The following is a 26,162-nucleotide window of genomic DNA, read 5'->3' as shown; positions in this document are numbered from 1 at the left end:
GAACCTGCGACATTCCGCGCTAAAATGCGATGTCTTTAGAGGACGCAGCAGATGCTCACCGAACTCGAAACACTTTCACAAAATATCGGCAAGCTGATCGCGATCAGCCAGCGCCACAATGAAGCGCGACTCGCGCTCGAAGAGCAACTCGCGCAATCTCGCGCCGATGCCGAAGCCACGCGCACGGAACTTGCAATGCTGCGCGAGGAACGTAACGCGCTGCAGGCGGAACGCGACGCGCTGTCGGCCAAGATCGACGACGCACAAGTGCGCCTGAACGCGATCCTCGAGAAGCTGCCGCGTGCCCGCGCGCACAGTGAGCCGGACAACCAGCTCGATCTGCTCGAGCCCGCTCAGCAAGTAGCCGAAGCCGAGAGCGACGTGACCCGCCACGGAGAAAATGCATGACCACCAAGCAGATCGAAGTATCGATTCTCGGCGTGCCCTATCGCCTCGCCTGCTCGCCGGAAACGGAAGCGGCGCTGCTCGAAGCGGTCGCACGCGTCGACGCCGAAATGTCGAAGATCCGCAATAACAGCAACGTGCGCGGCACGGATCGCATTGCTGTCATGGCTGCGCTGTCGCTGGCATCGGAACTGCTTCGCTTGCAATCGAGCGTGAGACACGGAGAAGCATTTCCCGCTGAGGAAATCCGGCGTACAATGCATCAAATGAACGAACAACTAGGTACTGTGATTGAGCAGTACAGTATGCAATAAGCTTCATGTGTTATCGTGCTGCCGGTCCTGAGATCGGCGGCGGATTCAAACGGAATGTGTGAGCACAAGGTGTGCAAGATTCAGCAAACGTTTGAGTTCAATCTGTAGTTCGTTTTTCAGCTTCATCGGTTTAGCTTCCCTGCCTGGTTCGCCAAGGTCATATATTCCTTGAACCAATGCCATGTGCACGGTTGCGGAAATTTGTAGCACGGGTGTGCGCGTCACTCTGTCTGATGTACCCGAAGTGTTGCTAACTGCGACCAATTCTGAACCCCCGGTTCAGGATGCCGGCCTAGCGGCTAAGGCGGGGACCTTATTTAGAACGGCATCGGACTTCGGTTCGGTGCCGTTTTTCTTTGGGCGCTGTGTTTTTGTTCGCCGATTTCTTCCGCATCTTCAACCCCTTAACGTTCAATTCGATTCATGCGCTACTGGCTAATGAAGTCCGAACCGGACGAAGCAAGCATCGACCATCTCGCCAATGCACCGCATCGCACGTTGCCGTGGACCGGCGTGCGCAACTATCAGGCGCGCAACTTCATGCGCGACATGATGCAGGTCGGCGACGGTGTGCTGTTCTATCACTCGAGTTGTCCGGAGCCCGGCATCGCGGGTATCGCGGAGGTATCGTCCACTGCGTATCCGGATCCCACGCAGTTCGACAAGAAGAGCCCCTACTACGACGCGAAGTCGTCGCGGGAAACACCGCGCTGGGTGCTTGTCGACGTGGTGTTCAAGAAGAAGATCCCGCTGATTCCGCTTGCCGCGTTACGCGAGCATGACGAACTTGCTGACATGCGCGTGCTCGCCAGGGGCAACCGCCTGTCGATCACCCCGGTGACCGAAGCCGAATGGCGTTTCATCACCAGGCGGCTCGCTTGATCGTGCTCCCCAGATGGATGCGCGGCGCGGATCCATGCACACGCAAACGTTAAAGCGACATCAAACCGGGGAACCAAGCTCAGGTTACAGGCGCCTAACGTTCTCGCAAACGCCATGCCACGGCGTGGCGGTTGCCCAATCGTGCACAACCTGTTCAAGCAAGGAGTCCAACAATGACGAAAAACACCGCACGTGCACTCGCTTTCGCTCTCGTCTGCGCCGCGCCCGCCGCGCTCGCACTCACGCCGGCCATGGCACGCGCGCAAAGCACCGGCCAATATCAGCCGGCTGGCGTGTTGTCGCTGAACGCGCAGGCCAGCGCGGAAGTGCCGCAAGACGTCGTCGATATCACGCTGTTCTACGAGCAGGAAGCGAGCGATCCGTCGGCGCTCACGTCAACGCTGAACCAGCGCGCCGATTCGGCGCTGCAGAAGGCCAAGGGTGTGAACGGCGTGACCGCGCGCACGGGCTCGTTCTCGATCTATCCGTCCACCGATCGTGACGGGCGCATTTCCGCATGGCGCGGCCGCACGGAGATCGTGCTCGAATCGCACGACTTCGCCGCGGTGTCGAAGCTCGCGGGTCAAATGGCATCGATCATGCAGGTCGGCAACGTGCAGTTCTCGCTCTCGCCTGAAGCGCAGCGCGCGGCCGAGCAGAAGCTCACCGGCGAAGCGATCAGGTCGTTCCGCGAGCAGGCCGCTTCGTCCGCTCAGGCGTTCGGCTACAGCGGTTATTCGATTCGCGAGGTCAACGTCGGCCACAACGGCGTGATGCCGCGTCCAGTGATGATGATGAGCGCGCGCGCCATGGGCGCCGACGCAAAGTCTTCGGCACCGGTGCCGATCGAAGGCGGCACGTCGACGGTGACCGTCAACGTGTCGGGCTCGGTGCAGATGAAGTAACGCGTTCTTGCGTTAGAAGCACTGCGTCGGAGCAGCCAGAAAAAAGCCACGGCATGCCGTGGCTTTTTTCATTCGAGCCCTCGCTACGATAAACCGCAGCAATCAGTTCACGCTGACCGCCTGAGCCGGTTTATGACGAGCACGGCGATACGACCACACGAGCAGGCCGATACCGACCAGGATCATCGGCAGCGACAGCCATTGGCCCATGGACAGGCCCATGGCCAGCAAGCCGAGGAAGTCGTCCGGCTCGCGCGCGAATTCGACCGTGAAGCGCGCGAGGCCATAGCCGATCAGAAACACAGCGGAAATCGCGCCCATCGGCTTCGGCTTGCGCGAGAAGAAGATCAGCACGAAGAACAGCGCGACGCCTTCCAGCGCGATTTCATACAGCTCCGACGGATGGCGCGGCAGCATGTGATATTGCGCGAATACTTCGTTCAGGTGCCATTGCGCGGCCAGTTGCGGATGCGCGGTGAGCCACGCGGCGTCGTCGGGCGCGGCGCCTGGAAAAAGCATGGCCCACGGCGACGACGGATCGGTCACGCGGCCCCACAACTCGCCGTTGATGAAGTTGCCGAGACGCCCCGCCGCGAGGCCGGTCGGCACCATCGGCGCGACGAAGTCGGTGACCTGCAGCCATGAGCGTTTGCGCTGATACGCGAACAGCACCATGGCCAGCGTCACGCCGAGAAAGCCGCCGTGAAACGACATGCCGCCTTCCCACACCTTGAAGATGTCGAGCGGATGCGCGAAATAGAAGCTCGCTTTATAGAACAGCACATAGCCGAGCCGACCGCCGAGAATCGTGCCCAACACGCCGTAAAACAGCATGTCGTCGATATCCTTGGCGGTCCATCCTTGCGCGGCGACATACGGCAAACGCAGCCGCAACCGGCCGACCACGATCGCCGCGATGAACGCGACGAGGTACATGAGTCCATACCAGCGCACGGCGAGCGGCCCCAGATGAATGGCAATGGGGTCGAAATTGGGGTGAATGAGCATCGTGTTGTTATGGGCAGTTCAGGTTCAGAAGCAAAATATCGGGTAACGGGCGGCGCTGCCCGCAGCTTGCGGTGCATGCATTGGACGGTCCGCCCGGCAATGCGTTCGCGAGGACGCATCTACATGCGCGGCACGGCGGCTTGTTGCGCCTCCACGGTCGCCGCATGCGCCCTTACGATGTCGATGAAACCCGCCAGCACCGGGCTCACCTCGGCGGTCCGCCAGACGAGGCCTGTCTCGATCGCGGGCACCGACTCGGAAAGCGGCCGGTACACGACGCCGGTGCGGCGCAGATTACGTAACGATTGCGGCACCAGTGCGACACCCATGCCGGCCGACACGAGGCTCACGATCGTTTGCATCTGGATCGCTTCCTGGCCGACCCGGGGCGCGAGGCCCGCCACGCCGTAGCAATCCATAATGATGTCATAAAAGCCCGGCGCCAAACGTCTTGGGAAGACCACGAGCGGTGCATCGGCGACATCGCGCAGGCTGATCGGCGTGTCCAGCCATTCGGCGCGCGGGTCGGCATGGTCGCCGCTCGCGCTCACCACGCGTGCCGCCATCTCCGTCGACATGGCGATCACCAGCGGCTCGCGCGCGATCGGCAGCCACGAGAGCTCGGTGGCGTGGCGCGACGGCAGCGGCGCGATCACGAGACCCGCGTCGATGCGCCCGGCCACCAGTTCGTCGACCTGTATGTCGCTGGTGGCTTCGGTCAATTCCAGCCGCACACGTGGATGACGCGCGCCGAAATCGCGCAGCAACAGCGGCAGCAGGCCATAGTCCGCGGTGGACACGAAAGCCAGCGACAACACGCCGGCCTCGCCGCGCGCGAGGCTCTGCGCGAGCGGCCGCAGCCCTTCGGCGCTTGCGAGCAGGCGCTGCACCTCGGGCAGCAGATCGGCGCCCACTGACGTCAGTTCGACGGAACGCTTGGTGCGCGCGAACAATTCGACGCCGAGCGTCTCTTCGAGCGCGCGGATGGCTTGCGACAAAGGCGGCTGCGTCATCGAGAGGCGCACGGCCGCGCGCCCGAAGTGCTTCTCTTCGGCGACGGTTACGAAATAGCGCAACTGGCGCAGATCAGGAATGGCAGGCAGCATGAGTGATACATTTTACGACCTAATGAGCCACGAATAATACATTGGACGCGCGCATCGCAAAACTGCGTCGTGACGCGGCATGCCGGTCTACACTGGACGGATGCCGTCGGCAGCCCACGCCGGCGCGACTGAAACCCGCAGCGGCGCGGATCAAAACAAGACAGACAGGAGTTCCCCATGGCATACAACCGTCGTTCGAAAAACATCACGCAGGGCGTGGCGCGTTCGCCGAATCGCTCGATGTACTACGCGCTCGGCTACGAAAAAGCCGATTTCGACAAGCCGATGATCGGCATCGCCAACGGCCATTCGACCATCACGCCGTGCAACGCCGGCCTGCAGCGTCTGGCCGATGCCGCCGTCGCCGCGATCAAGGGCGCCGACGCCAATCCGCAGATCTTCGGCACGCCGACCATCTCGGACGGCATGTCGATGGGCACCGAAGGCATGAAGTACTCGCTGGTGTCGCGCGAAGTCATCTCCGACTGCATCGAGACCTGCGTGCAAGGCCAGTGGATGGACGGCGTGGTCGTGATCGGCGGCTGCGACAAGAACATGCCGGGCGGCATGATCGGCATGCTGCGTACCAATGTGCCGAGCATCTACGTGTACGGCGGCACGATCCGTCCGGGCAACTGGAAGGGCACCGACCTGACCATCGTGTCGTCGTTCGAAGCCGTCGGTGAGTTCACGGCCGGCCGGATGTCGCAGGAAGATTTCGACGGGATCGAACAGAACGCGTGCCCGTCCACGGGTTCGTGCGGCGGCATGTACACCGCCAACACCATGAGCTCGTCGTTCGAGGCGCTCGGCATGTCGCTGCTGTATTCGTCGACGATGGCCAATCCGGATCAGGAAAAGGTCGACTCGGCGGCAGAATCGGCCCGCGTGCTGGTCGAAGCGGTCAAGAAGGATCTGAAGCCGCGCGACATCGTCACGAAGAAGTCGATCGAAAACGCCGTGGCCGTGATCATGGCCACCGGCGGCTCGACCAACGCCGTGCTGCACTTCCTCGCGATCGCGCACGCGGCCGAAGTGGAATGGAGCATCGACGACTTCGAGCGCATGCGCAAGAAGGTGCCGGTGATCTGCAACCTGAAGCCCTCCGGTCAGTTCGTGGCGACCGATCTGCACAAGGCCGGCGGCATTCCGCAAGTCATGAAGATTCTGCTCGACGCGGGCCTGCTGCACGGCGATTGCGTCACGATCACCGGCAAGACCATCGCCGAAGAACTGAAGGACGTGCCGAGCAAGCCGCGAGCCGATCAGCAAGTGATTTTCCCGATCGGCCAGGCGCTCTACAAGGAAGGCCACCTGGCGATCCTGAAAGGCAATCTGGCCGTCGACGGCGCGGTCGCCAAGATCACCGGTCTGAAGAACCCGGTTATCACCGGCCCGGCGCGCGTGTTCGACGACGAGCAAAGCGCGCTCGAAGCGATTCTGGCCGACAAGATCGTGGCCGGCGACGTGGTCGTGCTGCGCTATCTCGGGCCGAAAGGCGGCCCCGGCATGCCGGAGATGCTCGCGCCGACCTCGGCGATCATCGGCAAGGGTCTCGGCGAAAGCGTCGGCCTGATCACCGACGGCCGCTTCTCGGGCGGCACGTGGGGCATGGTGGTCGGTCACGTCGCGCCGGAAGCCTTCGTGGGTGGCACGATCGCGTTCGTGCAGGAAGGCGACTCGATCACCATCGACGCGCACAAGCTGCTGCTGCAACTGAATATCGACGACACCGAACTGGCGCGCCGCCGCGCGGCATGGCAACAGCCGAAGCCGCGTTACACGCGTGGCGTGATGGCGAAGTACTTTGCCTTGGCGCAACCGGCCAACAAAGGGGCGATAACGGGCTAAGCGGCAGTTACGGCGACGGCTGGCCGGGCGAGCACATTCGCGGTCTGGTATCGCTACGACAGCCTGCGCGCACGCCTGAAGCTACGTAAAAGCGAAAGGGACGCATGGGAAACCGTGCGCCCCTTTCCTTTTATAATGCTGGCACCACAAGTCGGGCATTCGCACCGACGGAGACCAGAATGAAATCAAAGTCGCACACAGCGCTTGCAGCCGCCGTCGTGCTGGGCGCCGCGTTGAGTGCCGGCAGTCCGGCGGCGCAGGCCGAGGCCGCGGGCCTCGCGCTGGCCCAGCAGCAGAACTGCATGAGTTGCCACTCGGTCACGCGGTCCTTCATGGGACCGGCGCTGCACGATGTCGCGGCGAAATATGCCGGCCGCGACGATGCCGCCACGTATCTGAAGCACAAGATTCTGGATGGCAGCACGGGCGTGTGGGGCGAGGTGCCGATGCCCGCGAATACGCAACTCACGCCCGATCAGGCGGCTACGCTCGCGAGCTGGGTGCTCACGCTCAAATAGCTGGCCGGGCAAGGAGCGCGAGCGGCGCTCAGCGCGCCCGCTGCTCTCTACGCGGTCACGCACTGCCCGAAGCGTGCCGCGCGATTTCTTCCACCACCGCTTCCCGCACCCAGGCGGTCATCTCGTCCTCCAGCGCCAGCGCCACTTCGCGCGTGATCTGGTCGATGAGCCACCCCGTGTGTGCGTGCAAGGTCTCGCGGCAACGTTCCTCGATCACGCTGCGCCCGTCGCCTGCCAGAAAACCGGCGACGCGTCTGCGCAGACGTTCCGCGATGACGTCGGCATCCAGATCGAGATCCGGAGCCGGTTCGACAGCGCCTTCGCGCGCGACGTCCGGCGGTACGGTCGAGCCCGCCTCGAGCGGCGTAATCGGCTCGGCCCGATCGAACACGCCCGCCGACGTCGCGAATGCATCGTCATGCGCATGCCGCGGTTCGGCGGCCTGGTGCGCCCGCGAACGCTTCTTCGGATGATGATGATCGGCCGGCTGCGCCGGCTGCGGTGCAATCGCCGGTTGCGCTGCGAGGGCGGGTTCCTGTGCATGCAACGGCTGCGCCGCGAGCACCGGCTCCGCCGAGCTCATCTGCTCCGGCGTCAGCACCGGCTGCGGCGCGAGCACGGGCTCCGCCTTGAAACTGGGTTCGCGCGGGCCGTCGAGTTCGGCCGCATCGCCCGACGTTTGGCGCGGCTGCACAGAATGACCTTGCACGAGAACCTCGTGCAAGGTCGGGATCGAATCGTCGTTGGGATCGGACACGTGCGCTCTCCGTGTTTGAGTCGAAGCTGAAGCAGCCCGCGTGCACGCCGAATGCCTGAGATCAGACACGCGCGACGCGGACCGAATGGGACCTAGCCGGCTTGCTTGTAGTTGTTCAGAGCATAGCCGCGATCGCGATAGAAGCGATAGCGTTCGCGGCCCGCCGCGAGCTCCTCGTGTGCGTTACCGACCACTTCCAGCAATCTTTCGAAGCGCGCGAATTGCGCCGGCACCGTGGCGCCCAGATTGAGCAGCACCTGATGATGCGGCACATCGTCGAGGCTGGAAGCCAGCACGATCGGCGTTTGCGCGGCGAGCGGCGTGCCCGCCATGCAGTGCGGCACGAAGTCGAGCGGCGCGAAAGTCCACAACTGTTCGTCGAAGGCCTTCAGGCGCGCGGGCTCGGCCAGCACGATGGTCGGCTGGCCCGCCTGATACGCCTTGCGGATCAGGCGGCACGCATACAGCAGCGAATCGCCGACGTTCGAGTGAAAGTCGATTCTCGTCATCGGCGGCTCCGCCTGGCGGCGGCGTTCGCTGCCGCGCCTGTTTCTCTACTGCATTGCGTCATTGCGAGGCGCGACCGTCCGCGGCCCTATCGATCAGGAACTGCGCGAGCAATGGCACCGGACGGCCGGTGGCGCCCTTCGCCGCACCGCTCTTCCACGCCGTGCCCGCGATGTCCAGGTGCGCCCACGGATAGGCGTCGGTGAAGCGCGACAGGAAGCACGCCGCCGTCACGCTGCCCGCCGGACGGCCGCCGATGTTGGCCAGATCCGCGAAGTTCGACTTGAGCTGGTCCTGATACTCGTCGTCGAGCGGCAGACGCCAGGCCGGGTCGGAAGCTTCACGCGATGCGTCGAGCAGTTCGCCCGCCAGCGCGTCGTCTTTCGAGAACAGGCCGCTGTTGTGATGACCCAGCGCGATGATGCAGGCGCCCGTGAGCGTGGCGATGTCGATCACCGCGGCCGGCTTGAAGCGCTCGGCGTAGGTGAGCGCGTCGCACAGAATCAGGCGGCCTTCGGCGTCCGTATTGAGCACTTCGATCGTCAAGCCCTTCATGCTGGTGACGATGTCGCCCGGCTTGGTGGCCGTGGCCGACGGCATGTTCTCGACAGCCGGGATGATGCCGACCACATTGAGCTTCAGCCCCATTTCAGCGACGGCGCGCAACGTGCCCAGCACCGAACCGGCGCCGCACATGTCGTACTTCATCTCGTCCATGCCTTCGCCCGGCTTCAGCGAGATGCCGCCCGTGTCGAACGTCACGCCCTTGCCGACCAGCACCACCGGCGCGGCTTTCGCGGCGCCGCCCTGGTACTGCAGCACGATGAACTGCGCCGGTTCGACCGAGCCGGCAGTGACCGACAGGAACGAGCCCATCTTGAGCGCTTCGCATTGCTTTTCGCCCAGCACTTCGACCTTCAGCTTCCAGTCTTTGGCGAGCTTCTTCGCGGTGTTGGCGAGGTAGGTCGGCGTGCACACGTTGCTCGGCAGATTGCCGAGGTCGCGCGTCAGGTCCATGCCGTTGGCGAGCGCGGCGCCCTGCTTCGCGGCCAGCTTGGCGGCCTTCTCGTCGCCCGTGTTGACGCTGAAGACGATGCGCTTCAAGGCGCGCGCCGAATTCTCCGGCTTGCTCTTCATCTGCGTGAACTTGTAGGTCAGTTCGCGCAGCGCGAGGATCGCGGCGCGCACGCCCCAATCGGCCGTGCGTTCGAGGATCGGCGATTGCGCCAGCGTGAAGGTGACCTGGACGATCTTGGTGCCGAGCAGCGCGCGCCAGGCGGCCCGCACGGCGTCGCCGTAGGCTTTCTGGTTGAAAGCGTCCTGCTTGCCGAGGCCGACCAGCAGCACGCGGGAGGCGCCGATGCCCGACACTTCATGCAGGAACAGCGTGGTGCCGGCCTTGCCGTCCATGTCACCGGCCTTGATGATCCGGTTCAGCAGGCCGCGGGTGGCCTCGTCGATCTCGAGAGCCGCGCCCGACAGGGTTTGCGACTCGAACACGCCGATTACGATGCAATCGGATTTCCCAGTCAGGAAACCGTTTGACGAGCCTTTGGTCCAATCACAGGCTTTTATGCTAAAGTCCATCGCGCTTGTCCTCGGATAAAATCTGGGCTTAGGATGAAAGCCGCAATTATCCGCTATTTTTCCCGCGGCGGCTGCACCGGAGGTGTGACGGGAAGCAACCCGTGCGCCACTGAGAGCGCCCCCTCTCATCATCAATAATGATCTTCGAACGCTCCCTCCAGCGCGAACTCGCGTACACGGCTGGTGCCGTGTTCATGGTTCTCCTCACGCTCGTGCTGACGACGATGATGATCCGCATCGTCGGCTTCGCAGCCTCGGGCGAGATCGACCCGCGCGACGTGCTGGTCCTGATCGGCCTGACCGTGATCGGCTACCTGGCGATCATGCTCGTCGCGACCCTGTTCGTGTCGATCCTGTTCGTCCTGACCCGTTGGTACAAAGACTCCGAGATGGTCGTGTGGCTCTCCTCGGGTGTCAGTCTGACCCAATTCATCAAGCCGATCGGCATTTTTGCCACGCCGATCATCATCCTCATCATGTTCTTCGTGTTCGTCGGCTGGCCGTGGTCGAACCAGCAAAGCAAGCTGATCCGCGCGCGCTTCCAGCAGCGCGACGAGGTCTCGCTGCTCGCGCCGGGGCAATTCCGCGAATCGGCCACGAGCCACCGCGTGTTCTTCATCGAGAAGATGTCGCCCGACCAGGCGCGTGTTGAAAACGTGTTCGTGACCAGCACGGAAAACGGCAAGGTCAACGTGGTCGTGTCGAAGACCGGCCATACGGAAACGCGTAAGAACGGCGATCGCTTCGTGGTGCTGGAAAACGGCCGCCGTTACGACGGCCAGCCGGGCCAACCCGATTTCCGCATCATGGAGTTCGAACGCTACGGCGTGAAGATCCAGAGCCAGCCGGTCGTCAATACGCCCAGTACTACCGGCACGCCCACCCTGACGCTGCTGCGCAATCCGACCAACGACAATCTCGCCGAATTCGCGTGGCGTGCGGGACTACCGCTCATCGCGATCAATCTGATGCTGCTGGCCATTCCGCTCGCGCACCAGAATCCGCGGCGCAGCCGCACCATCAATCTCGTGATGGCGGTGCTCATCTACCTGACGTATTCGAATCTGTTGAACGTGGTGCAGTCGTGGATCGAGCAGGGCAAGATGTCGTTCCCGGTCGGGCTGGTGGGTCTGCACGTGATCGTCGCGGCGATCGTCGCGTTCATTTTCTGGCTGCGCGTGCGCAACCGGCCGCTCTTCACGCGGGCAATGTTCAGCCGTTCGCAGGGAGCCTGATCGATGCGCATCTATGAAAGGTACTTCGCGCGTCAGATCTATCTCACGTTCATCTTTATTCTGTTTGCTTTTTCGGGTCTGTTTTTCTTCTTCGACCTGATCAACGAATTGAATTCGGTTGGCCACGGCAACTACAAATTCCAGTACGCGGTATTGCGGGTTGCGTTGCAAACGCCGTCGCGCTTCTACGAAATCATTCCGGTCGCGGCGTTGATCAGCGCGATTTATGTGTTCGCGCAAATGGCCGCGAACTCGGAGTACACGATTTTCCGCGTATCCGGGCTTGCTACGAATCAGGCGCTACGTTCGTTGTTGAAGATTGGTATTCCGCTTGTTTTGCTGACGTATCTGATCGGCGAAGTGGTTGGGCCTTATACGGATCAGTTGTCGGAGCGCGTGCGGCTCGAGGCGCTGGGGTCTTCGGTGTCGAGTAATTTCGAGTCTGGCGTGTGGGTGAAAGATACGCTCACGGCGCGCGCGGATGGCGAGCAGGTGACGCGCTTCGTGAACGTCGGCGAATTGAAGCCCGACGCGACCATCAGCAATGTGCGTATTTACGAATTCGATTCGAAGTTTCGGCTCTCGAATGTGCGGACCGCGAAGAGCGGCAAGTATCAGCCGCCGGGGCATTGGCAGTTGACCGGTGTGACCGATACGCAATTGATCGATGTGCCGCCTCCTCCTGGCACGCCCGCGGATGCGCTGAATCCCGTGTATCGCGCGAAGGAAGTCGCGGTGCCGGAGTATTCGCTGCGCTCGGAATTGACGCCGCAGATTCTGTCGGTGTTGCTGGTGTCGCCGGACCGGATGTCGATGTTCAATCTGTTCCGGTATATCCAGCATTTGACCGAGAATCATCAGGATACGCAGCGGTATGAAATTGCGTTGTGGCGCAAGCTGCTTTATCCGTTTGCTGTGTTTGTGATGCTGGTGTTGTCGTTGCCGTTTGCGTATTTGCATACGCGGGCGGGTGTCGTCGGGATGAAGGTTTTCGGCGGGATTATGCTGGGGATGAGTTTTCAGTTGTTCAATACGCTGTTCTCGCATATCGGCACGTTGAATACCTGGCCTGCTCCTTTGACTGCGGCTACGCCTGGGTTGGTTTATCTGGTGCTCGGGTTAGTTGGGTTGAAGTGGGTTGATCGGCATTAGGAGCGGTTTTCATGGCGATGCACGGTATCGTTCTGTTTGGCCATGGCGCCAGGGATGTGCGGTGGCGCGAGCCTTTTGAGCGCCTGGCTGTTAAGTTGCGGGACGCTTCTCCGGCCTCCGTGCCTGTGGCGCTGGCGTTTCTTGAGTTGATGGAGCCGGATTTGCCTACAGCCGTAGGTGAGCTTGTTGCTCAAGGCTGTGAAGTGGTCACCGTCGTGCCGGTGTTTTTTGGGCAAGGGGGGCATGTCAGGAAAGATCTGCCTCTGGTGATCGAACAGTGCCAGGCGTTGCATCCTTCTGTTCTCATTAAATGCGCTGTTGCTGTTGGTGAGGATGAAGCGGTTCTCGATGCCGTCGCGGAATATTGTCTGCGGCAAGTTTGATTGCGGTTTTGGCTTAGCGCCTGGACCGTTGGCCTTTCCTTGCTTTATTAGTCGTCTATTAGCGCTGTCCCTGTGCAGGGCAACGCTCACAACTTAAGCCCCATTCCATCAAGCGAACTTGTACGCGAGATGGACATGGGGCTTGGCTTTTTCCGGGTGGTCGAAAAAGGAACATGACCGCTGTGTGCGGCAGCGAGTCTTGTCAATCACCGCGAGAACCGTGGCGCGGTTGTCCAGGCAGCGCCGGACACGCGGAAGGCACCCACCGAGGACGGGCTTGAGTGCGCCCAGCGCGTACACCCGGTCAGGACGGCTGGCCTGCTTGCCGACGTGCGGCCTCCCAAGCGACGAAGCTTGAGTCTTTTTGCCTCGGTCGCACTTTCACCGTCTCGGTCATGTGTCCTTATCTGGACACGCCGCTCGCCACCGCTGATGACAGAGAGCCCCAATATTTTCCGCCCTGCCTGGAGTCATTCTCTGGGATAAGACCGCTTTCAGCCCGCCGCGAGTGGGCTGTTTTATTTGAAGTTGAAATTTAACGTTACCAGAAAAATCTCACAGAGCTTTCCGCGGCATCTGATAGCGCGTCACAACGAATTACGGTCTACTCATTCTTCTGTAGTAACACTTTCATGATGTTTTTCAGGATTCCCTATGAATCGAGGAGATGAAAGCAGTCATCTTCCTCACATGAATCGCACAAATCGTCCGCTAAATATCATGTTCGATCGACCTTTCGAAAACTGACCGGATGGACCCACGCCTGCTGGACTATTACAGCCATGAGTTGCTCTACATGCACGAACTCGCGCTGGAGTTTGCTGAACAGCATCCAAAGATTGCACGGCGTCTGAACCTGCACGCAGGCGAAATCGGCGACCCCTACGTCGAACGCCTGCTTCAGTCCTCGGCCTTCGTCACCGCGCGTATGCAGATGCGTCTGGACGATGCCTTTCCCGGGTTCATCCTGCCGCTGCTGCAAACCGTCTACGCGAACTACACCTGTCCGACGCCCTCGATGGCCGTCGCCCGCCTCCTCCCGCGCGCGCGAGGCAAGCATGCTGCAAACGGAACAGTCGTGCCGCGCGGCACGATCTTCACCTCGCGCGTTCCTGATGGGGAGTGCACAGCCTGTGAGTTCCGCAGCAGCCAGGATGTCGCGCTGTACCCGCTGGAAATCGTGCAGGCGCGCCTGACCGGGATTCCGCCGGACATCCCCGCACTGGACCGTTTTGTTCCAGCCGGTCGAGCCGTGCAAGGGGCTTTGCGCCTGCGGCTGCGTACCACGAACGGCGCGCCCATCGCGAGTCTCGACGGGCTGGACCGGTTGCCCGTGTATCTCTGTGGCGACGAAGCGAACGCTTCGCACCTGTTCGAGCTGGTTCACGCCGCCGTCGTGGCGAGCGTCGCCGGCGTTCCCGGTCAGTTCGCAACCGGATCGCTGCATGCCGTCACGCGCAAGGCAGTCGTCCATGACGCGCTCGAACCACAACAGAGCCTGCTGCCTGCTGTGCCCGACAGGTTTCACGGTCACAACCTGCTGCAGGAGTATTTCGCCTGCCCGGCGCGCTTCTGGTTCTTCACGCTGACCGGCCTCAGCAAGGGGCTCGCCGGCATCGACGGCAGCGAGGCCGAGATCGTGATCCTGCTGGAGCGGCCCGTGGACAAGCTTGCGGAGGCCGTCGACGCCGCGCATTTCGCACTGTTCTGTACCCCTGTCATCAACCTGTTTCCCCGCCGGACCGGACGGCTCGACCTGGCTCCCGCGGTGCAATCGCATCAGCTCGTGCCCGTGCCGTCCGCGCCACATGACTACGATGTGCACTCGGTGGAGACGGCATGGGGACAGGTCTCCGAAGAATCGGAGACATTCCGTTTCGATCCGCTGCATATGCCAGTAGACCGATACGCTGGCCGCAATTCGCGTTACTTCACGATCCGCCGCGAATTGAACCGGAGTGAGATAGACGACCGTCTCTACGGTACACGCCGCTCCTTTACCGAGACACGCACATTCATTTCGCTGGTCGACCACGACGAGCAACCGAATACGGAAGGCATCCGCTATCTGTCGTTGCAGGCGTGGCTGACCAACCGCGACCTGCCCTGCGCGCTGACGTGCGACGGCAGCAATGACCTGTTCCTGGACAGGTCGATTCCGGCTGATCGCATCGGCCTGGTGCGTGCGCCCACCACGCCGCAGCCGCCACTAGCTTTCGGCGATCGGGCCTGGCAGCTGATGGCCCAGTTGAAGCTCGACTACCGGATGTTTGACGACCACTACGACGAAGCCCATCCGGGCGAAGGTGTGCGTCGTCGTCTGCGTCTGTTCGTGATGCCGGATGCGGCGATGCTGGGGCGGCAGATCGAGAGCCTCGTGCGTGCGCAGGCTACGCCCGTCAACAGAATGTTGCCCGGTAACAGCCCGATTGAGTTCGGACGCGGCATCGAGTGCGAATTCACCTTTGACGAAAGCGGATTCGGCGGCGTGAGTCCCTACACGCTGGGCCTTGTGCTTGAACGTTACGTCGCGCGGCACGTATCGACGCACTCGTTTACAACGACCGTGCTGCGCTCCACGCAGCGCGGACCGATCGCACACTGGCCACCGCGCATGGGTACGCGCGGCACGGCCTGAACCGAGTCGGGTATTCAACGCAGTCAGGGAGAGCAGGCGAATGTCATGGATCAACTCGTGGCTCAAACAACCGCGCACGCTGGAGATTACCGGCAAGGCGTTGCCGCAATGGAGCGGCGAACCGCTGTTTGCTGTTTCGCGCCTGCGCGGCAAAGAAAAACTCGGACACCTGTATGACTATGAGGTCGAACTCAGTACGGTCGACGACGCAACGCTGACGGCCAGCGAGGCGCAGGCGCTGGTGGACGTGGATGCACTGATCGGCAAGGAAGTGACGATTCATATTGCCATTGAAGGAAACGGAACCTGGATGGCGGGAGCGACACGTGCGACGGGGACGGCCAATATCGGCGCGGATATCCGCAAGCTCACGGGGCTGATCGTGGCGGCAAAGTGCATTGGCGCAGATGACCGGCGCGCGCATTACCGCCTCAGGATTCGTCCCTGGCTCTGGCTCGCCACATTGAACCGCGACAGCAGGCTCTGGCAGGAGCGCTCCGTCATTCAGATCACAGAAGACACCCTTCAGCGCTATCCATTTCCGTACGAACTGCGTCTGGCCGGTCCGGGCATGCAGCGCCGTCCCTATCCAAAGCGTGAGTACCAGCGGCAGTGGTGGGAATCCGACTTCGCATTCCTGAATCGTCTGTGGCAAGAATGGGGTATCACATTCTTCTTCACCGGCAGCACGCTGGTGCTGTGCGACTCGCCCGGTGCGTACAAGAAGCATGGCTCGGCGTATCAGACGCTGCGCTATGTGGACCGCAACGGGCAGCGCATCGATGAAGAGCATGTTCACGAATTCCACGTCGCACGGCAGATCACGACGGGCAAGGTCGCGCTGACCGACTACGACTATACGCAGTCGCTGGGCAATCTGGCCGTCAGCCAGCAGGACTACAGCAAACGCGCCTTCGACAACGCCGAGGAGTACGCGTGGGGCGACTATTCGCAGCCGTTCGAAGGGCCGATGGGCACGTCCGGGCTGCGCGGTGACCCGCAGTTCGAAGGCGAGCACCTGGCGCGCGTCAAAGTCGAAGCGCATCGCGCGAAGAGCTTGCGCGCGAAGGGCAAAGGCAATCTGCGTGGGCTGATGACGGGGCATACGTTCGCGCTCGAAGGTTATCCGCTTAAACCGGGCGATGGTGAATACCTCGTCGTATCCACTGATATCGAGCTCGTCAACAACGATACGGTTACGCAGAGCGGCGAGATCGAGCTGCAATACAGTTGCACGACCAAGTTTTCCGCAGTGCCCGCCAACACGTTTTATCGCGCGCCGCAGAAGGCGAAAAGGCCGCGTGCCTATGCGGAAACGGCGCTCATCACCGGATACGGTGATGAGCCCGTCTATTGCGACGAATACGGACGCGTGAAGGCGCACTTCATCTGGGACCGTATCGGCGAGAAAGATGAAAACGCGAGCTGCTGGCTGCGCGTGGCATCGCCGTGGCACGGCGTCGAGCACGGCGCGATGTGGCTGCCGCGCGTCGGCCATCATGTGCTGGTGGGCTATTACGACAGCGATCCTGACCGGCCATACATCATCTCCGAACATACGACGGAATTCCATCAGGCGCCGTGGCAACTGCCGAAGAACGATGCGCTGTCGGGCTGGCGGAGCCAGGATCTCAAAGGTCAGTCCGCTAATAGCGTGGTCACCGACGATACGCCCGGGAAACTTCAGGTTCAGGTGGCGAGCGACCACGCGCAGTCGCGGCTGGTGCTCGGCTACAACACGCGCATCGACGGACACGCGGGACGGGACAAGGCGCGCGGCGAAGGGTTCGAGTTGGGCACTGACGCACATGGCGTGCTGCGCGCCAATCAGGGCATGCTGATCACGACGGCGCCTCGCAGTGGTGCGTCTGCGCCCATGAAGGATATGGCCGAGACGGCTGGTCAACTGGCAACCGCGCGTGACCAGCATGATGCCTTCGCCACGCTCGCGCGCGCCCAGCAGGCGCAGGAGCGCGGCGATCAGGACGCTGTGGCCAGCGCCCTGCGGACACAGCATGACGACATTCGCGGCAGCGGCAAGGCTGATCCGCAGAAGAGTCATTTCCCCGAACTGTCCAAGGCGCACCTCGTGCTCAACGGCGAAGCCGGGCTGGCCGGCAATACGCCGTGCTCGATGCATCTGGCCGCCGGCGAACATGTGGCGATGACTTCGGGCGGCCATACGGCGCTGTCCGTGGGCCGGAGGCTGCTGGTCAGCGTGGCGAACGGCATCCGCACCGTGGTGCAGGAATGCGGCTGGCGGCTGGTGGCGATATCGGGCGACATCGATCTCAAGGCGCTGAAGGACAGTATCAACCTGCTCGCGAAACTCAACGTGACAGTGTCGGCTACCACGATTCGCATCAGCGCCGAGCAGGAAGTGGAAATTGGCGGTGGCGGAAGCTATACGCGCTGGACAGCAGGCCAGATCCGCAGCGGTACATCCGGTCAGTTTGAAGTGCATTCGGCGGGCCGGGTCTTTACCGGACCGGACAACGTCGGCAAACCGAAGCTGCCTGAATCGCAGGATATGCAGCAGGACCTGCACTTTGCGCTGCGCGCATTGCCGGATGAAGCGCACCACTACGCATACGAACCATACGAGCTGTACAAGGGCGACGCGAAGATTGCGGAAGGCGCGACCGACGAGTCCGGCCGGGTGGTCGTGAAGAATCACCAGCCTGGTACATCGGCTTATCGCGTGAAGCTGAGCAACGGTGGGCAGTTCGAGCTGAAGGTCAAGGATGCGCTTCATGCCGATCCCGCGCATGCCGATCAGCGTTCGAACCGCGGCGAGCGCCTCGCGTAGGTCCGTCCCAGTCCAGCCAATCTGACTATCTGAACAAGGAATAACGACATGGCAGATCACCTCGATACGCAGAATGTGGCAACGGTGGCCATCGATGAGCAGGGACGAAAGGCCCAGAGTTCGGCACAGTTCTTCCTGGAGACGGACCCAAGGGTAAAGAAGTACTACGGCAACCAGTTGGACTTCAAGATTTGTGGCGAGGAAGGCTTCAGGTCCATCGCGAAAGATCTTAACGATGCGAAAGAATCCGCGGACATCATCTGCTGGGGTTTCGATCCTGGCATGGAACTGGAGCGCACGAGAAACGACAAGTGGCCACGCGGCCATACATATGGCTCTTTGCTCGAACAGCTTGCAGACCAGGGCGTCAAGGTGCGGCTGTTGATCTGGTTCAATTCAGTCGCATCGGCGGTGCAGAACAACATGCCTGGCTACACCGACACCGCTCAGATAGGTCCATTCACTTCGCCCTATCCGGAACAGTCGCGTCAAGATTACTGTCGAGGATGGTGGTTCCGAAATCTCGGCTATATGGCCAACGGACACCCCAGCAGAACGACGAACTTGCAGATCGTCTTGCGTGATGTCAGTCTCCTGGATGCCAATCACGGGTTGCAGGGCGAGAAGGATCAGCCGTCGGCGAGCGAGCTGGCACTGCTGGATGGATTCGGCACGCACCATCAAAAGCCCATCCTGATTGACTACGCTTACGACGGTGGGAGTAAGGCAGTCGGCTACGTCATGGGACTGAATTCCGTAACCGATTTCTGGGACCGCACTGCTCACGAAATCGACGATCCGTTCCGAGAATCCTGGTCAAGCGGCAGCGTCCAGAAGGAGATCGGGCACGAAGCAGCGACTGAGAACAAGGCCAGCGCCGCGTCGTACAAACACGCCAAACCATACCAGGATTATGCCTGTCGTGTGGTTGGTCCCGCGCTGGAGCGGCTGCACCAGAATTTTGTGGCGGCGTGGAACGAGGACGCGCCGTCCGCATGGAAAATCGTAGAGCAGCCGTTGCCGCCGAAAATCTTCACTCTCCCAACGGACCCCAACCAGATCGTCCAGATAGTACGCACACAGGCGCGTGAAAGAGAAAAGACAATCAAGGCGCTCTATATGCAGGCAACGACCTGGGCGCGTAACTATATCTATATCGAGAACCAGTACTTCTTCTATCCAGAACTGGCACGCAATCTGAAGGACGCCCGCCTCCAATACTGTCGATGGTGGTGCAGCAAGTACGGCAAGCCTCTCTCGGACATCCCAAAGTTGCATCTGTTCATCGTCATCCCGCACCCGGAGCAGGACGGCATGGTGCCACGTACTCACGACATGTTGAGCGAACTCGGACACAGTAACGCGATGGAGGCACAGGGCGGTCTTGTCAAGAATGGCTCGCTCAGCCAGAACTATCCAGACGCGAAGACTGCGTCCTACGATGTCACGTTAGACGACGGAATGGGCGGAGCCGTGACGGTGCCCCAGCAGCATAAGGTTCTGGACCGGATCAGTGTTCAGCAACTGGAACGCACATACGGACTGGAAGTGAGCATTGCGCGGTTACGCACAAGCGGTCTCGACGCCGCGCGCAGGATGGCATACCGCGAAATTTACATCCACTCGAAGCTGATGCTGATTGACGACGTGTTTGTGACTGTCGGTAGTGCAAACATCAACCAGCGCAGTATGGCCGTGGACAGCGAGATCAACATCGCCGCGTCTGGCCAGGAGATGGTAGGCAAACTGCGGCAAAAGATTTTTGAACTGCACTCCGACAAAAGTATTCACGGCACAGGTGATCCGGAGAGGGTTCCCGCTGTGTTCCAGGACTGGAATAGACGAATGCAGGATAACGGCGAGCTGAGAATGAGGCATCAAGCTATGCAGGGCTTTCTGCTGAAATTCGAAGACCACCGCTCAACCGCCACCATGGTTGCCTCCGCTACTGTTCCTGCCGACGTCACGGTCTGAGCGGCGCGCATATGAAGCGTATTGCCAGACACCTGAAGCTATTCCTGATTGCTCTCGTCGCCCCTTGCCTGTTTGCCGCTTCCGCATGGGGCGGCCTTGTGACGCCCGTCACCAACCGATTCGTTGCGAATATGTCCGATCTGCCGCGCTACACCAAACTGCCGCTGTTTAACCCGCATAGAAAGACCTTCGCATGCGTCTATCAGGACCAGCACCTGCCTCCCGTCGACCCCCAGGCCGAATTGTGGTTCCAGCAGGCACTGGCGCTCGATAACCCGGACATCTGGTTCGAGGATATCGACTGGACGAGGGTCTATCAGCTTTACACAAATGCTGCGGAGCGAAACAACTGGAAGGCCATGCTTAATCTCGCCTCGTTGATTCTGAGCGACTACGCGGTGCCGGTTCACGATCCGGAACTAGCCATACGCTGGGTGGAGAAAGCGATGCAACTCGGCGTGCCGGATGCATGGGACCGCATGGGAACCTATCATCAGAATGGGCTGATTCGGGGTGGAGATGCCACCACCGCTTACGCTTTCTTCCAGCGTGCCGCGGACATGGGCAGTCCGTCGGCGCTGACTTATCTCGGATACAAAATGGCGGGTACATATGATGATCCAGATGGCGAATTCTGGGGTAATTCGGACGTCGGAACACGCATGCTTGAGTGCGCCTTGACACAAGGATACGGGAATGCAGCCGAAAAGCTTGGCTTTATCTATTCGCGGCCGGAAACCTACGAAGCGAAGCTTCGTGCACTCAAAGTTCTCCACGAAGGAGTCAAGCTAGGTAGTGCGAACTGCGCAAAGGCGCTTGATTCAGAGTTCCGAGGATTCAATCTATCGACGGGGCGAAATCTCTCCGGAAAGGTGGATATACAGCGCGCGGAGCGTTATGCAGTTTTTGGGAATGCGCTTGAACACTATGACGGCCGCCTCAAGCTGCCCAATTTGGACAAGGTATTGCCACTGCCGCCCGCACCGCTGCCGAAGTGGGACGGCAACAAGCAGACGCTGATCGATGCCGCCAAGACCGTCATTCCGCCTGCAAAGCCCACATCCGCATCACATGCAGCGCTGCAGGGCCGCGAGCAGATGCCGGAGGGGCATGGCGTAATACCGCTTGCCGAAAGCCCCTACATGGTTCACGGCGACCAGCGGGTACCCGAAACCGGCTACTGGCTGGCGCTGTTCGCTGCCACGGGAACGCCCAGGGCGCAGTTCACACCGGCCCGTAGCGGACGGCCGGAACACTACCAGGCCGGCGAGCGGTTCGAACCCGTGACGACGACCAGCCTGTCGCACGAGATCATGCAATGGCATTACCTGGGCGAAGCCCGTCAGCTTCCACCATCTCGTGAAATGATCCTCGCGCATATGGTCAGTGCTGGCTGGCTTCGGGAAATATCCGCCAGTACGCCAATACGTCAATGCGCCGGACACCAGCGATGCCCGCAGCGGGGCATCTGGGAAGGCCGCGTTGCCGGTGCGCATCCCCAGGCGTTCCTCTATAACACGTGGACCCAGCAGGCGTTTGTCCAGCCCGGACAGAATTTCCCCGATCCACGCGACAGGTCTCTCGACGTCGATCGCCATGATGTGCTGTGGACCTATCTCGGTAGTCCGAACGTTGACGGCGCGGTCCCCGGCGTGACGAATATCGCACTGTGATCGAACCGCTAGGGAAGAGGAAAACGCAATGGCAAGACAGGTAATCGTAATGGGCGACACCACGACCCACGGTGGAAAGGTGATCACAGGATCACAGGTGGACGTCATTGACGGCAAGGCGATCGCGCGCACGGGTGACCTGGTGGCGTGCCTCGAGCATGGCGTCAAACTGAAGCTGCCTGATTCGCAGGATATGCAGTAGGACCTGCATTTTGCGCTACGCGCATTACCGGATGAAGCGCACTACTACGCATACGAACCATATGAGCTTTACAAGAGATTACGGAAGGCGCGACCGACGAGTTCGGCCGGGTGGTCGTGAAGAATGACCAGTCTGGTACATCGGCTTTTGTTTGTGACTGTCGGTAGTGCAAACATCAACCAGCGCAGTATGGCCGTGGACAGCGAGATCAACATCGCCGCGTCTGGCCAGGAGATGGTAGGCAAACTGCGGCAGAAGATTTTTGAACTGCACTCCGACAAGAGTATTCACGGCACAGGTGATCCGGAGAGGGTTTCTGACGAGTTCGATAAGTGGAAAAAAACTTATGCAAGATAACGCGCAGGCACGGAAGGAAAGCAAGAGCATGCAGGGCTTTCTGCTGAAATTCGAAGACCACCGCTCAACCGCCACCATGGTTGCCTCCGCTACTGTCCCTGCCGACGTCACGGTCTGAGCGGCGCGCACATGAAGCGTATTGCCAGACACCTGAAGCTATTCCTGATTGCTCTCGTCGCCCCTTGCCTGTTTGCCGCTTCCGCATGGGGCGGCCTTATGACGCCCGTCACCAACCGATTCGTTGCGAATATGTCCGATCTGCCGCGCTACACCAAACTGCCGCTGTTTAACCCGCATAGAAAGACCTTCGCATGCGTCTATCAGGACCAGCACTTGCCTCCCGTCGACCCCCAGGCCGAATTGTGGTTCCAGCAGGCACTGGCGCTCGATAACCCGGACATCTGGTTCGAGGATATCGACTGGACGAGGGTCTATCAGCTTTACACAAATGCTGCGGAGCGAAACAACTGGAAGGCCATGCTTAATCTCGCCTCGTTGATTCTGAGCGACTACGCGGTGCCGGTTCACGATCCGGAACTAGCCATACGCTGGGTGGAGAAAGCGATGCAACTCGGCGTGCCGGATGCATGGGACCGCATGGGAACCTATCATCAGAATGGGCTGATTCGGGGCGGAGATGCCACCACTGCTTACGCTTTCTTCCAGCGCGCAGCGGACATGGGCAGTCCTTCAGCAATGACTTTCCTCGGTGACAAGCTAGGTGGCACCTATGACGATCCGGAGGGTGAATTTTGGGGTAACAGATCTATCGCAATCGAGATGCTGCAATGTGCGCTGGCGCAAGGGTATGCGGACGCCGCCTATGAGCTTGGGTATTTGCAGTCAAGTGGCTTTTCCCCGGAAGCGAACGCGCGAGCGCTGAAGACTTTTCATGAGGGGGTCAAACTAGGCAGCGCAAAGTGTGCCAAGAACCTGTCGGTTGAATTCGACGGCTTTAATCTATCAAGCGGAAAAAATCTTGTCGGGTTCGTCGACCGGGCTAGAGCACAGCGTTACAAGTTATTAGGCGATGCACTCGAACATTATGACAGCCGCCTCAAACTGGCTAATTTGGACAAGGTATTACCGCTACCTCCCGCACCGCTGCCAAAGTGGGACGGCAACAAGCAGACGCTGATCGATGCCGCCAAGACCGTCGTTCCGCCTGCAAAGCCCAAATCCGAATCCCATGCAGCGCTGCAGGGCCGCGAACAGATGCCGGAGGGTCATAGCTTAATGCCGCTTGCCGAAAGCACCTACACGGTTCACGGCGACCAGCGGGTACCCGAAACCGGCTACTGGCTGGCGCTGTTCGGTGCCCCAAGAACACTCAAGGCGCAGTTCACACCGGCCCGTAGCGGACGGCCGGAACACTACCAGGCCGGCGAGCGGTTCGAACCCGCGACGATGACCAGCCTGTCGCACGAGACAATGCAATGGCATTACCTCGGCGAAGCCCATCAGCTTCCACCGTCACGCGAAACGATCCTCGCGCACATGGTCCGCGCGGGCTGGCTGCGGGAGATTTCCGCCAGTACGCCAATACGTCAATGCGCCGGACACCAGCGATGCCCGCAGCAGGGCATCTGGGAAGGCCGCGTTGCCGGTGCGCATCCGCAGGCGTTTCTCTATAACACGTGGACCCAGCAGGCGTTTGTTGATCAAGGACAGCCCTTCCCCGATCCGCGTGAGCGGACTCTGGAAATTGATCGCCATGATGTGCTGTGGACCTACCTCGGTAGTCCGAACGTTGACGGCGCGGTGCCGGGCGTGACGAATATCGCCCTGTGATCGAACCGCTGGAGAAGAGAAGAAAGCAATGAAGGCGATCGCGCGCAAGGGTGGCCTGACGATCTGCTCAGGCTACGGTACGACTGATCGATAAGGATAACCACATGACTAACCATCTCAAGACGCAGAACCCCATCGATGTGGCAATCGATGAAGCGGGTCGCAAGGCAAACGGATCGGTGCAATGGCTTCTCGAGAACCGCAAGGAAATGCCCATCACATACGGAAACAGGCTGCATTTCATGGTCTGCGGCGAGGAAGGTTTTGCGGAGATTGCGAAGGACATCTGGGATGCAAGATCCACCGTCGATATTGTCTGCTGGGGTTTCGATCCGGGCATGGAGTTGACGCGTGGCCCAATGTGCCGGAGATTCGACCCAGACCTTGGCAATGAAATCAAAGAAGGTAATGGCTGGCCACGTGGCATGAGGTACGGCCGCCTGCTGGAGGCCGTCACGACACGAACGGACAATCCGGTAACGGTGCGACTACTGATCTGGTACGACGCGCGAGGCTCGGCCAAGCAAAACAACATGCCAGGTTACAGCGACGTGAACCAAAGTTGGAGTGCCATTGCGAATCACGTCAGGCAATCGCCGCCGTATGACAATCCCGAACGCCATAAGTACTGCGCTGAATGGTGGGCGCGCCACCTGCCTGGTGGCCGAAGCGGTGCAGGCTCGAATCCGCGCCTTCAGGTTGTTCTGCGCGGCATAGCTGCCGGCGATGTCAAGGCGATGCTGGCAACGGCCCCGAAAGAGGAGGATCAGCCTGCCTACGAATCGGGCAACCCGGTCGATGAAACCGGCCTGCTCGAAAATTATCCGACCCACCACCAGAAACCGGTCCTGATCGACTATGCACACGACAGTGGCAGCAAGGCGGTGGGTTACGTCATGGGACTCAATTCCGTGACGGATTTCTGGGACCGGACAGCACACGAGATCGACGATCCACTGCGCGAAACGTGGTCAGGCGGTAACGCCGATGTAGAACTCACCCATGAACGGGCTACGCAGGATCCGAAAGGACCCCTTGGAAAGGCGGCCTACCGGCACACCAAGCCATATCAAGATTACGCCTGTCGCGTCGTCGGACCAGCGCTGAAACGACTGCACGAGAATTTCGAGCGAGGTTGGAACCTGTTCGCTCCTGCCGCGCTGCAAACGAGAGAACTGACGGAATTGCCGCCCAAGGTTCCTGTCTTGCCAAAGAATCCCGCGCACGGGGTGCAGATCGTACGCACTCAGCCGCACGAACTGGACAAGAGCATCAAGGAGCTCTACTTCCAGGCAACCAGCTTTGCCCGCAACTATATCTACATCGAGAACCAGTATTTTTTCTACCCGGAGTTTGCCCGTCACCTGAAAAGAGAACGCGGAAAGTTCTGCGATGCCTGGGCCAGACTGCCGGACAAACCCATGACGGATGTGCCGGTGCTGCATCTGTTTATCGTGATTCCACACCCCGAAGACGACGGCATGGTGCCGCGTACATTCGACATGCTGACCGAACTGGGTTCAAGCACGTCAATGCCGGAACAGGCAACACACGTCGACAAAGGCAAGCTCGACCAGGATTACACGGATGCGCACAAGGGCAAGAAAGGCAACAAGGTGCTGGACCGTCCGAGCCTGAAGCAGTTGCAGGACACGCTGGGTCTGAACGTGAGCGTCGCCCGGCTGCGCACTAGCGGAGTCATCGGTAAGCAGATGGCTTATCGCGAGATCTATATCCACTCGAAGCTGATGCTGATCGACGATGTGTTCGTGACGCTCGGCAGCGCGAATCTGAACCAGCGGAGCATGTCGGTGGACAGTGAGATCAACATTGCGGCGACCGGACAGGTCTGGGCCGCGGGCCTGCGCGAGCGGGTTTTTGAACTGCATTCAAATGGAAGAGTGAGCGGTTCGGGAGAGCGGAACAAGACACCGGATGTATTTGAAACGTGGACAGATTTAATGAACAAGAACGCAAAATCAGTGATGGACAAGAAGGTTATGCAAGGTTTCCTGCTGCCATTCGAAGACCACCGTGCTACTTCGACCATGCATGCTTCGGTGACGGTTCCGTCAGCCATCGACACTGCTACGGTTTGAAGGGAAAAG

At 60.6% G+C, this 26,162-nt stretch carries 20 protein-coding genes, 1 other RNA gene and 2 pseudogenes; 18 read left to right on the top strand and 5 right to left on the bottom strand.

The window, feature by feature from the left end; all coding sequences use genetic code 11:
* Nucleotides 1-51: 51 nt before the first annotated feature.
* From ACFSNN_RS16110 to ACFSNN_RS16090, 5 genes are all read left to right on the top strand, one after another.
* Entirely contained in the window at nt 52-408 is a 357-nt protein-coding gene (locus tag ACFSNN_RS16110) for an ATPase (protein WP_012432044.1), read from the top strand.
* Nucleotides 405-719 carry a cell division protein ZapA gene (locus tag ACFSNN_RS16105; RefSeq protein ID WP_012432043.1) on the top strand — a complete coding sequence of 105 codons (315 nt, stop codon included), beginning with the start codon at nt 405-407 and terminating at the stop codon, nt 717-719. The genes ACFSNN_RS16110 and ACFSNN_RS16105 overlap by 4 nt, the downstream gene beginning before the upstream one ends.
* 133 nt (nt 720-852) lie before the next feature.
* A non-coding RNA gene (ssrS, locus tag ACFSNN_RS16100) (6S RNA) lies at nt 853-1,034 on the top strand.
* A gap of 108 nt (nt 1,035-1,142) precedes the next feature.
* Complete coding sequence (locus ACFSNN_RS16095) at nt 1,143-1,601, top strand: EVE domain-containing protein (protein ID WP_134456880.1); 459 nt, start codon at nt 1,143-1,145, stop codon at nt 1,599-1,601.
* A gap of 173 nt (nt 1,602-1,774) precedes the next feature.
* Nucleotides 1,775-2,506: an SIMPL domain-containing protein gene (locus ACFSNN_RS16090; RefSeq protein WP_106305979.1), complete on the top strand. Its 732-nt coding sequence runs from the start codon at nt 1,775-1,777 to the stop codon at nt 2,504-2,506.
* 102 nt (nt 2,507-2,608) lie between these two features.
* On the opposite strand, the gene lgt is transcribed toward ACFSNN_RS16090, so the two are convergent.
* Both lgt and ACFSNN_RS16080 read right to left on the bottom strand, forming a co-directional pair.
* Nucleotides 2,609-3,514 (bottom strand): prolipoprotein diacylglyceryl transferase, encoded by a 906-nt coding sequence (gene lgt, locus ACFSNN_RS16085; protein ID WP_134456881.1) that lies wholly within the window; start codon nt 3,512-3,514, stop codon nt 2,609-2,611.
* Between the two features lie 119 nt (nt 3,515-3,633).
* On the bottom strand, nt 3,634-4,620 hold the full coding sequence (locus ACFSNN_RS16080; RefSeq protein ID WP_134456882.1) for a LysR family transcriptional regulator: 987 nt from the start codon (nt 4,618-4,620) through the stop codon (nt 3,634-3,636).
* Between the two features lie 177 nt (nt 4,621-4,797).
* On the opposite strand from ACFSNN_RS16080, the gene ilvD reads away from it, so the two are divergent.
* Both ilvD and ACFSNN_RS16070 read left to right on the top strand, forming a co-directional pair.
* Nucleotides 4,798-6,471 (top strand): dihydroxy-acid dehydratase, encoded by a 1,674-nt coding sequence (gene ilvD, locus ACFSNN_RS16075; RefSeq protein WP_134456883.1) that lies wholly within the window; start codon nt 4,798-4,800, stop codon nt 6,469-6,471.
* A 179-nt stretch (nt 6,472-6,650) separates the two neighbouring features.
* Nucleotides 6,651-6,989: a c-type cytochrome gene (locus tag ACFSNN_RS16070; RefSeq protein WP_134456884.1), complete on the top strand. Its 339-nt coding sequence runs from the start codon at nt 6,651-6,653 to the stop codon at nt 6,987-6,989.
* A 55-nt stretch (nt 6,990-7,044) separates the two neighbouring features.
* Here the strand turns inward: ACFSNN_RS16070 and ACFSNN_RS16065 are convergent, their stop codons facing one another.
* The 3 genes from ACFSNN_RS16065 to ACFSNN_RS16055 all read right to left on the bottom strand — a co-directional run bounded on the left by ACFSNN_RS16065 (nt 7,045) and on the right by ACFSNN_RS16055 (nt 9,840).
* A complete protein-coding gene (locus tag ACFSNN_RS16065) occupies nt 7,045-7,746 on the bottom strand; it encodes a DUF2486 family protein (RefSeq protein ID WP_134456885.1) in 702 nt (233 codons plus the stop codon).
* Nucleotides 7,747-7,838: 92 nt separating this feature from the next.
* The gene (locus tag ACFSNN_RS16060; protein ID WP_134456886.1) at nt 7,839-8,255 is read right to left on the bottom strand and encodes a DNA polymerase III subunit chi; all 417 of its coding nucleotides are present in this window, start codon (nt 8,253-8,255) and stop codon (nt 7,839-7,841) included.
* Nucleotides 8,256-8,313: 58 nt separating this feature from the next.
* A complete protein-coding gene (locus ACFSNN_RS16055) occupies nt 8,314-9,840 on the bottom strand; it encodes a leucyl aminopeptidase (protein ID WP_134456887.1) in 1,527 nt (508 codons plus the stop codon).
* Nucleotides 9,841-9,977: 137 nt separating this feature from the next.
* Here ACFSNN_RS16055 and lptF point away from each other — a divergent pair, with 137 nt between their 5' ends.
* The 11 genes and pseudogenes from lptF to ACFSNN_RS16000 all read left to right on the top strand — a co-directional run bounded on the left by lptF (nt 9,978) and on the right by ACFSNN_RS16000 (nt 26,153).
* On the top strand, nt 9,978-11,075 hold the full coding sequence (lptF, locus tag ACFSNN_RS16050; protein ID WP_106305955.1) for an LPS export ABC transporter permease LptF: 1,098 nt from the start codon (nt 9,978-9,980) through the stop codon (nt 11,073-11,075).
* Nucleotides 11,076-11,078: 3 nt separating this feature from the next.
* Nucleotides 11,079-12,227, top strand: a complete 1,149-nt coding sequence (gene lptG, locus ACFSNN_RS16045) for an LPS export ABC transporter permease LptG (RefSeq protein WP_007175952.1) — start codon at nt 11,079-11,081, stop codon at nt 12,225-12,227.
* A gap of 11 nt (nt 12,228-12,238) precedes the next feature.
* Nucleotides 12,239-12,610, top strand: coding sequence for a sirohydrochlorin chelatase (locus tag ACFSNN_RS16040; RefSeq protein WP_134456888.1), 372 nt, complete (start codon nt 12,239-12,241; stop codon nt 12,608-12,610).
* 751 nt (nt 12,611-13,361) lie between these two features.
* On the top strand, nt 13,362-15,248 hold the full coding sequence (gene tssF / locus ACFSNN_RS16035) for a type VI secretion system baseplate subunit TssF (protein ID WP_134456889.1): 1,887 nt from the start codon (nt 13,362-13,364) through the stop codon (nt 15,246-15,248).
* Between the two features lie 40 nt (nt 15,249-15,288).
* Nucleotides 15,289-18,057: a type VI secretion system Vgr family protein gene (locus ACFSNN_RS16030; protein WP_134456890.1), complete on the top strand. Its 2,769-nt coding sequence runs from the start codon at nt 15,289-15,291 to the stop codon at nt 18,055-18,057.
* Nucleotides 18,058-18,105: 48 nt separating this feature from the next.
* Nucleotides 18,106-20,031 (top strand): phospholipase D-like domain-containing protein, encoded by a 1,926-nt coding sequence (locus tag ACFSNN_RS16025; RefSeq protein WP_134456891.1) that lies wholly within the window; start codon nt 18,106-18,108, stop codon nt 20,029-20,031.
* 11 nt (nt 20,032-20,042) lie between these two features.
* Nucleotides 20,043-21,101, top strand: a pseudogene (locus ACFSNN_RS16020) (SEL1-like repeat protein); the annotation flags it as partial.
* Between the two features lie 631 nt (nt 21,102-21,732).
* The gene (locus ACFSNN_RS16015; protein ID WP_134456892.1) at nt 21,733-21,906 is read left to right on the top strand and encodes a PAAR domain-containing protein; all 174 of its coding nucleotides are present in this window, start codon (nt 21,733-21,735) and stop codon (nt 21,904-21,906) included.
* A 123-nt stretch (nt 21,907-22,029) separates the two neighbouring features.
* Entirely contained in the window at nt 22,030-22,263 is a 234-nt protein-coding gene (locus ACFSNN_RS16010; RefSeq protein ID WP_134456893.1) for a hypothetical protein, read from the top strand.
* 129 nt (nt 22,264-22,392) lie between these two features.
* Nucleotides 22,393-23,445 (top strand): annotated as a pseudogene (locus tag ACFSNN_RS16005) (tetratricopeptide repeat protein); the annotation flags it as partial.
* Between the two features lie 713 nt (nt 23,446-24,158).
* On the top strand, nt 24,159-26,153 hold the full coding sequence (locus ACFSNN_RS16000; RefSeq protein ID WP_134456894.1) for a phospholipase D-like domain-containing protein: 1,995 nt from the start codon (nt 24,159-24,161) through the stop codon (nt 26,151-26,153).
* Nucleotides 26,154-26,162: the final 9 nt, after the last annotated feature.

It is taken from the genome of Paraburkholderia dipogonis (assembly GCF_042680985.1).
GTDB classification, from domain to species: domain Bacteria; phylum Pseudomonadota; class Gammaproteobacteria; order Burkholderiales; family Burkholderiaceae; genus Paraburkholderia; species Paraburkholderia phytofirmans.
The sequence above is the reverse complement of the archived record's forward strand: the minus strand, read 5'-3'. Positions and strand labels throughout refer to the sequence as shown.

Coding starts and splice junctions, on each gene's coding strand:
- ACFSNN_RS16110 (WP_012432044.1), top strand. CDS start 52: ATGCTCACCGAACTCGAAACACTTTCACAAAATATCGGCAAGCTGATC.
- ACFSNN_RS16105 (WP_012432043.1), top strand. CDS start 405: ATGACCACCAAGCAGATCGAAGTATCGATTCTCGGCGTGCCCTATCGC.
- ACFSNN_RS16095 (WP_134456880.1), top strand. CDS start 1,143: ATGCGCTACTGGCTAATGAAGTCCGAACCGGACGAAGCAAGCATCGAC.
- ACFSNN_RS16090 (WP_106305979.1), top strand. CDS start 1,775: ATGACGAAAAACACCGCACGTGCACTCGCTTTCGCTCTCGTCTGCGCC.
- lgt (WP_134456881.1), bottom strand. CDS start 3,514: ATGCTCATTCACCCCAATTTCGACCCCATTGCCATTCATCTGGGGCCG.
- ACFSNN_RS16080 (WP_134456882.1), bottom strand. CDS start 4,620: ATGCTGCCTGCCATTCCTGATCTGCGCCAGTTGCGCTATTTCGTAACC.
- ilvD (WP_134456883.1), top strand. CDS start 4,798: ATGGCATACAACCGTCGTTCGAAAAACATCACGCAGGGCGTGGCGCGT.
- ACFSNN_RS16070 (WP_134456884.1), top strand. CDS start 6,651: ATGAAATCAAAGTCGCACACAGCGCTTGCAGCCGCCGTCGTGCTGGGC.
- ACFSNN_RS16060 (WP_134456886.1), bottom strand. CDS start 8,255: ATGACGAGAATCGACTTTCACTCGAACGTCGGCGATTCGCTGCTGTAT.
- ACFSNN_RS16055 (WP_134456887.1), bottom strand. CDS start 9,840: ATGGACTTTAGCATAAAAGCCTGTGATTGGACCAAAGGCTCGTCAAAC.
- lptF (WP_106305955.1), top strand. CDS start 9,978: ATGATCTTCGAACGCTCCCTCCAGCGCGAACTCGCGTACACGGCTGGT.
- lptG (WP_007175952.1), top strand. CDS start 11,079: ATGCGCATCTATGAAAGGTACTTCGCGCGTCAGATCTATCTCACGTTC.
- ACFSNN_RS16040 (WP_134456888.1), top strand. CDS start 12,239: ATGGCGATGCACGGTATCGTTCTGTTTGGCCATGGCGCCAGGGATGTG.
- tssF (WP_134456889.1), top strand. CDS start 13,362: ATGGACCCACGCCTGCTGGACTATTACAGCCATGAGTTGCTCTACATG.
- ACFSNN_RS16030 (WP_134456890.1), top strand. CDS start 15,289: ATGTCATGGATCAACTCGTGGCTCAAACAACCGCGCACGCTGGAGATT.
- ACFSNN_RS16025 (WP_134456891.1), top strand. CDS start 18,106: ATGGCAGATCACCTCGATACGCAGAATGTGGCAACGGTGGCCATCGAT.
- ACFSNN_RS16015 (WP_134456892.1), top strand. CDS start 21,733: ATGGCAAGACAGGTAATCGTAATGGGCGACACCACGACCCACGGTGGA.
- ACFSNN_RS16010 (WP_134456893.1), top strand. CDS start 22,030: ATGACCAGTCTGGTACATCGGCTTTTGTTTGTGACTGTCGGTAGTGCA.
- ACFSNN_RS16000 (WP_134456894.1), top strand. CDS start 24,159: ATGACTAACCATCTCAAGACGCAGAACCCCATCGATGTGGCAATCGAT.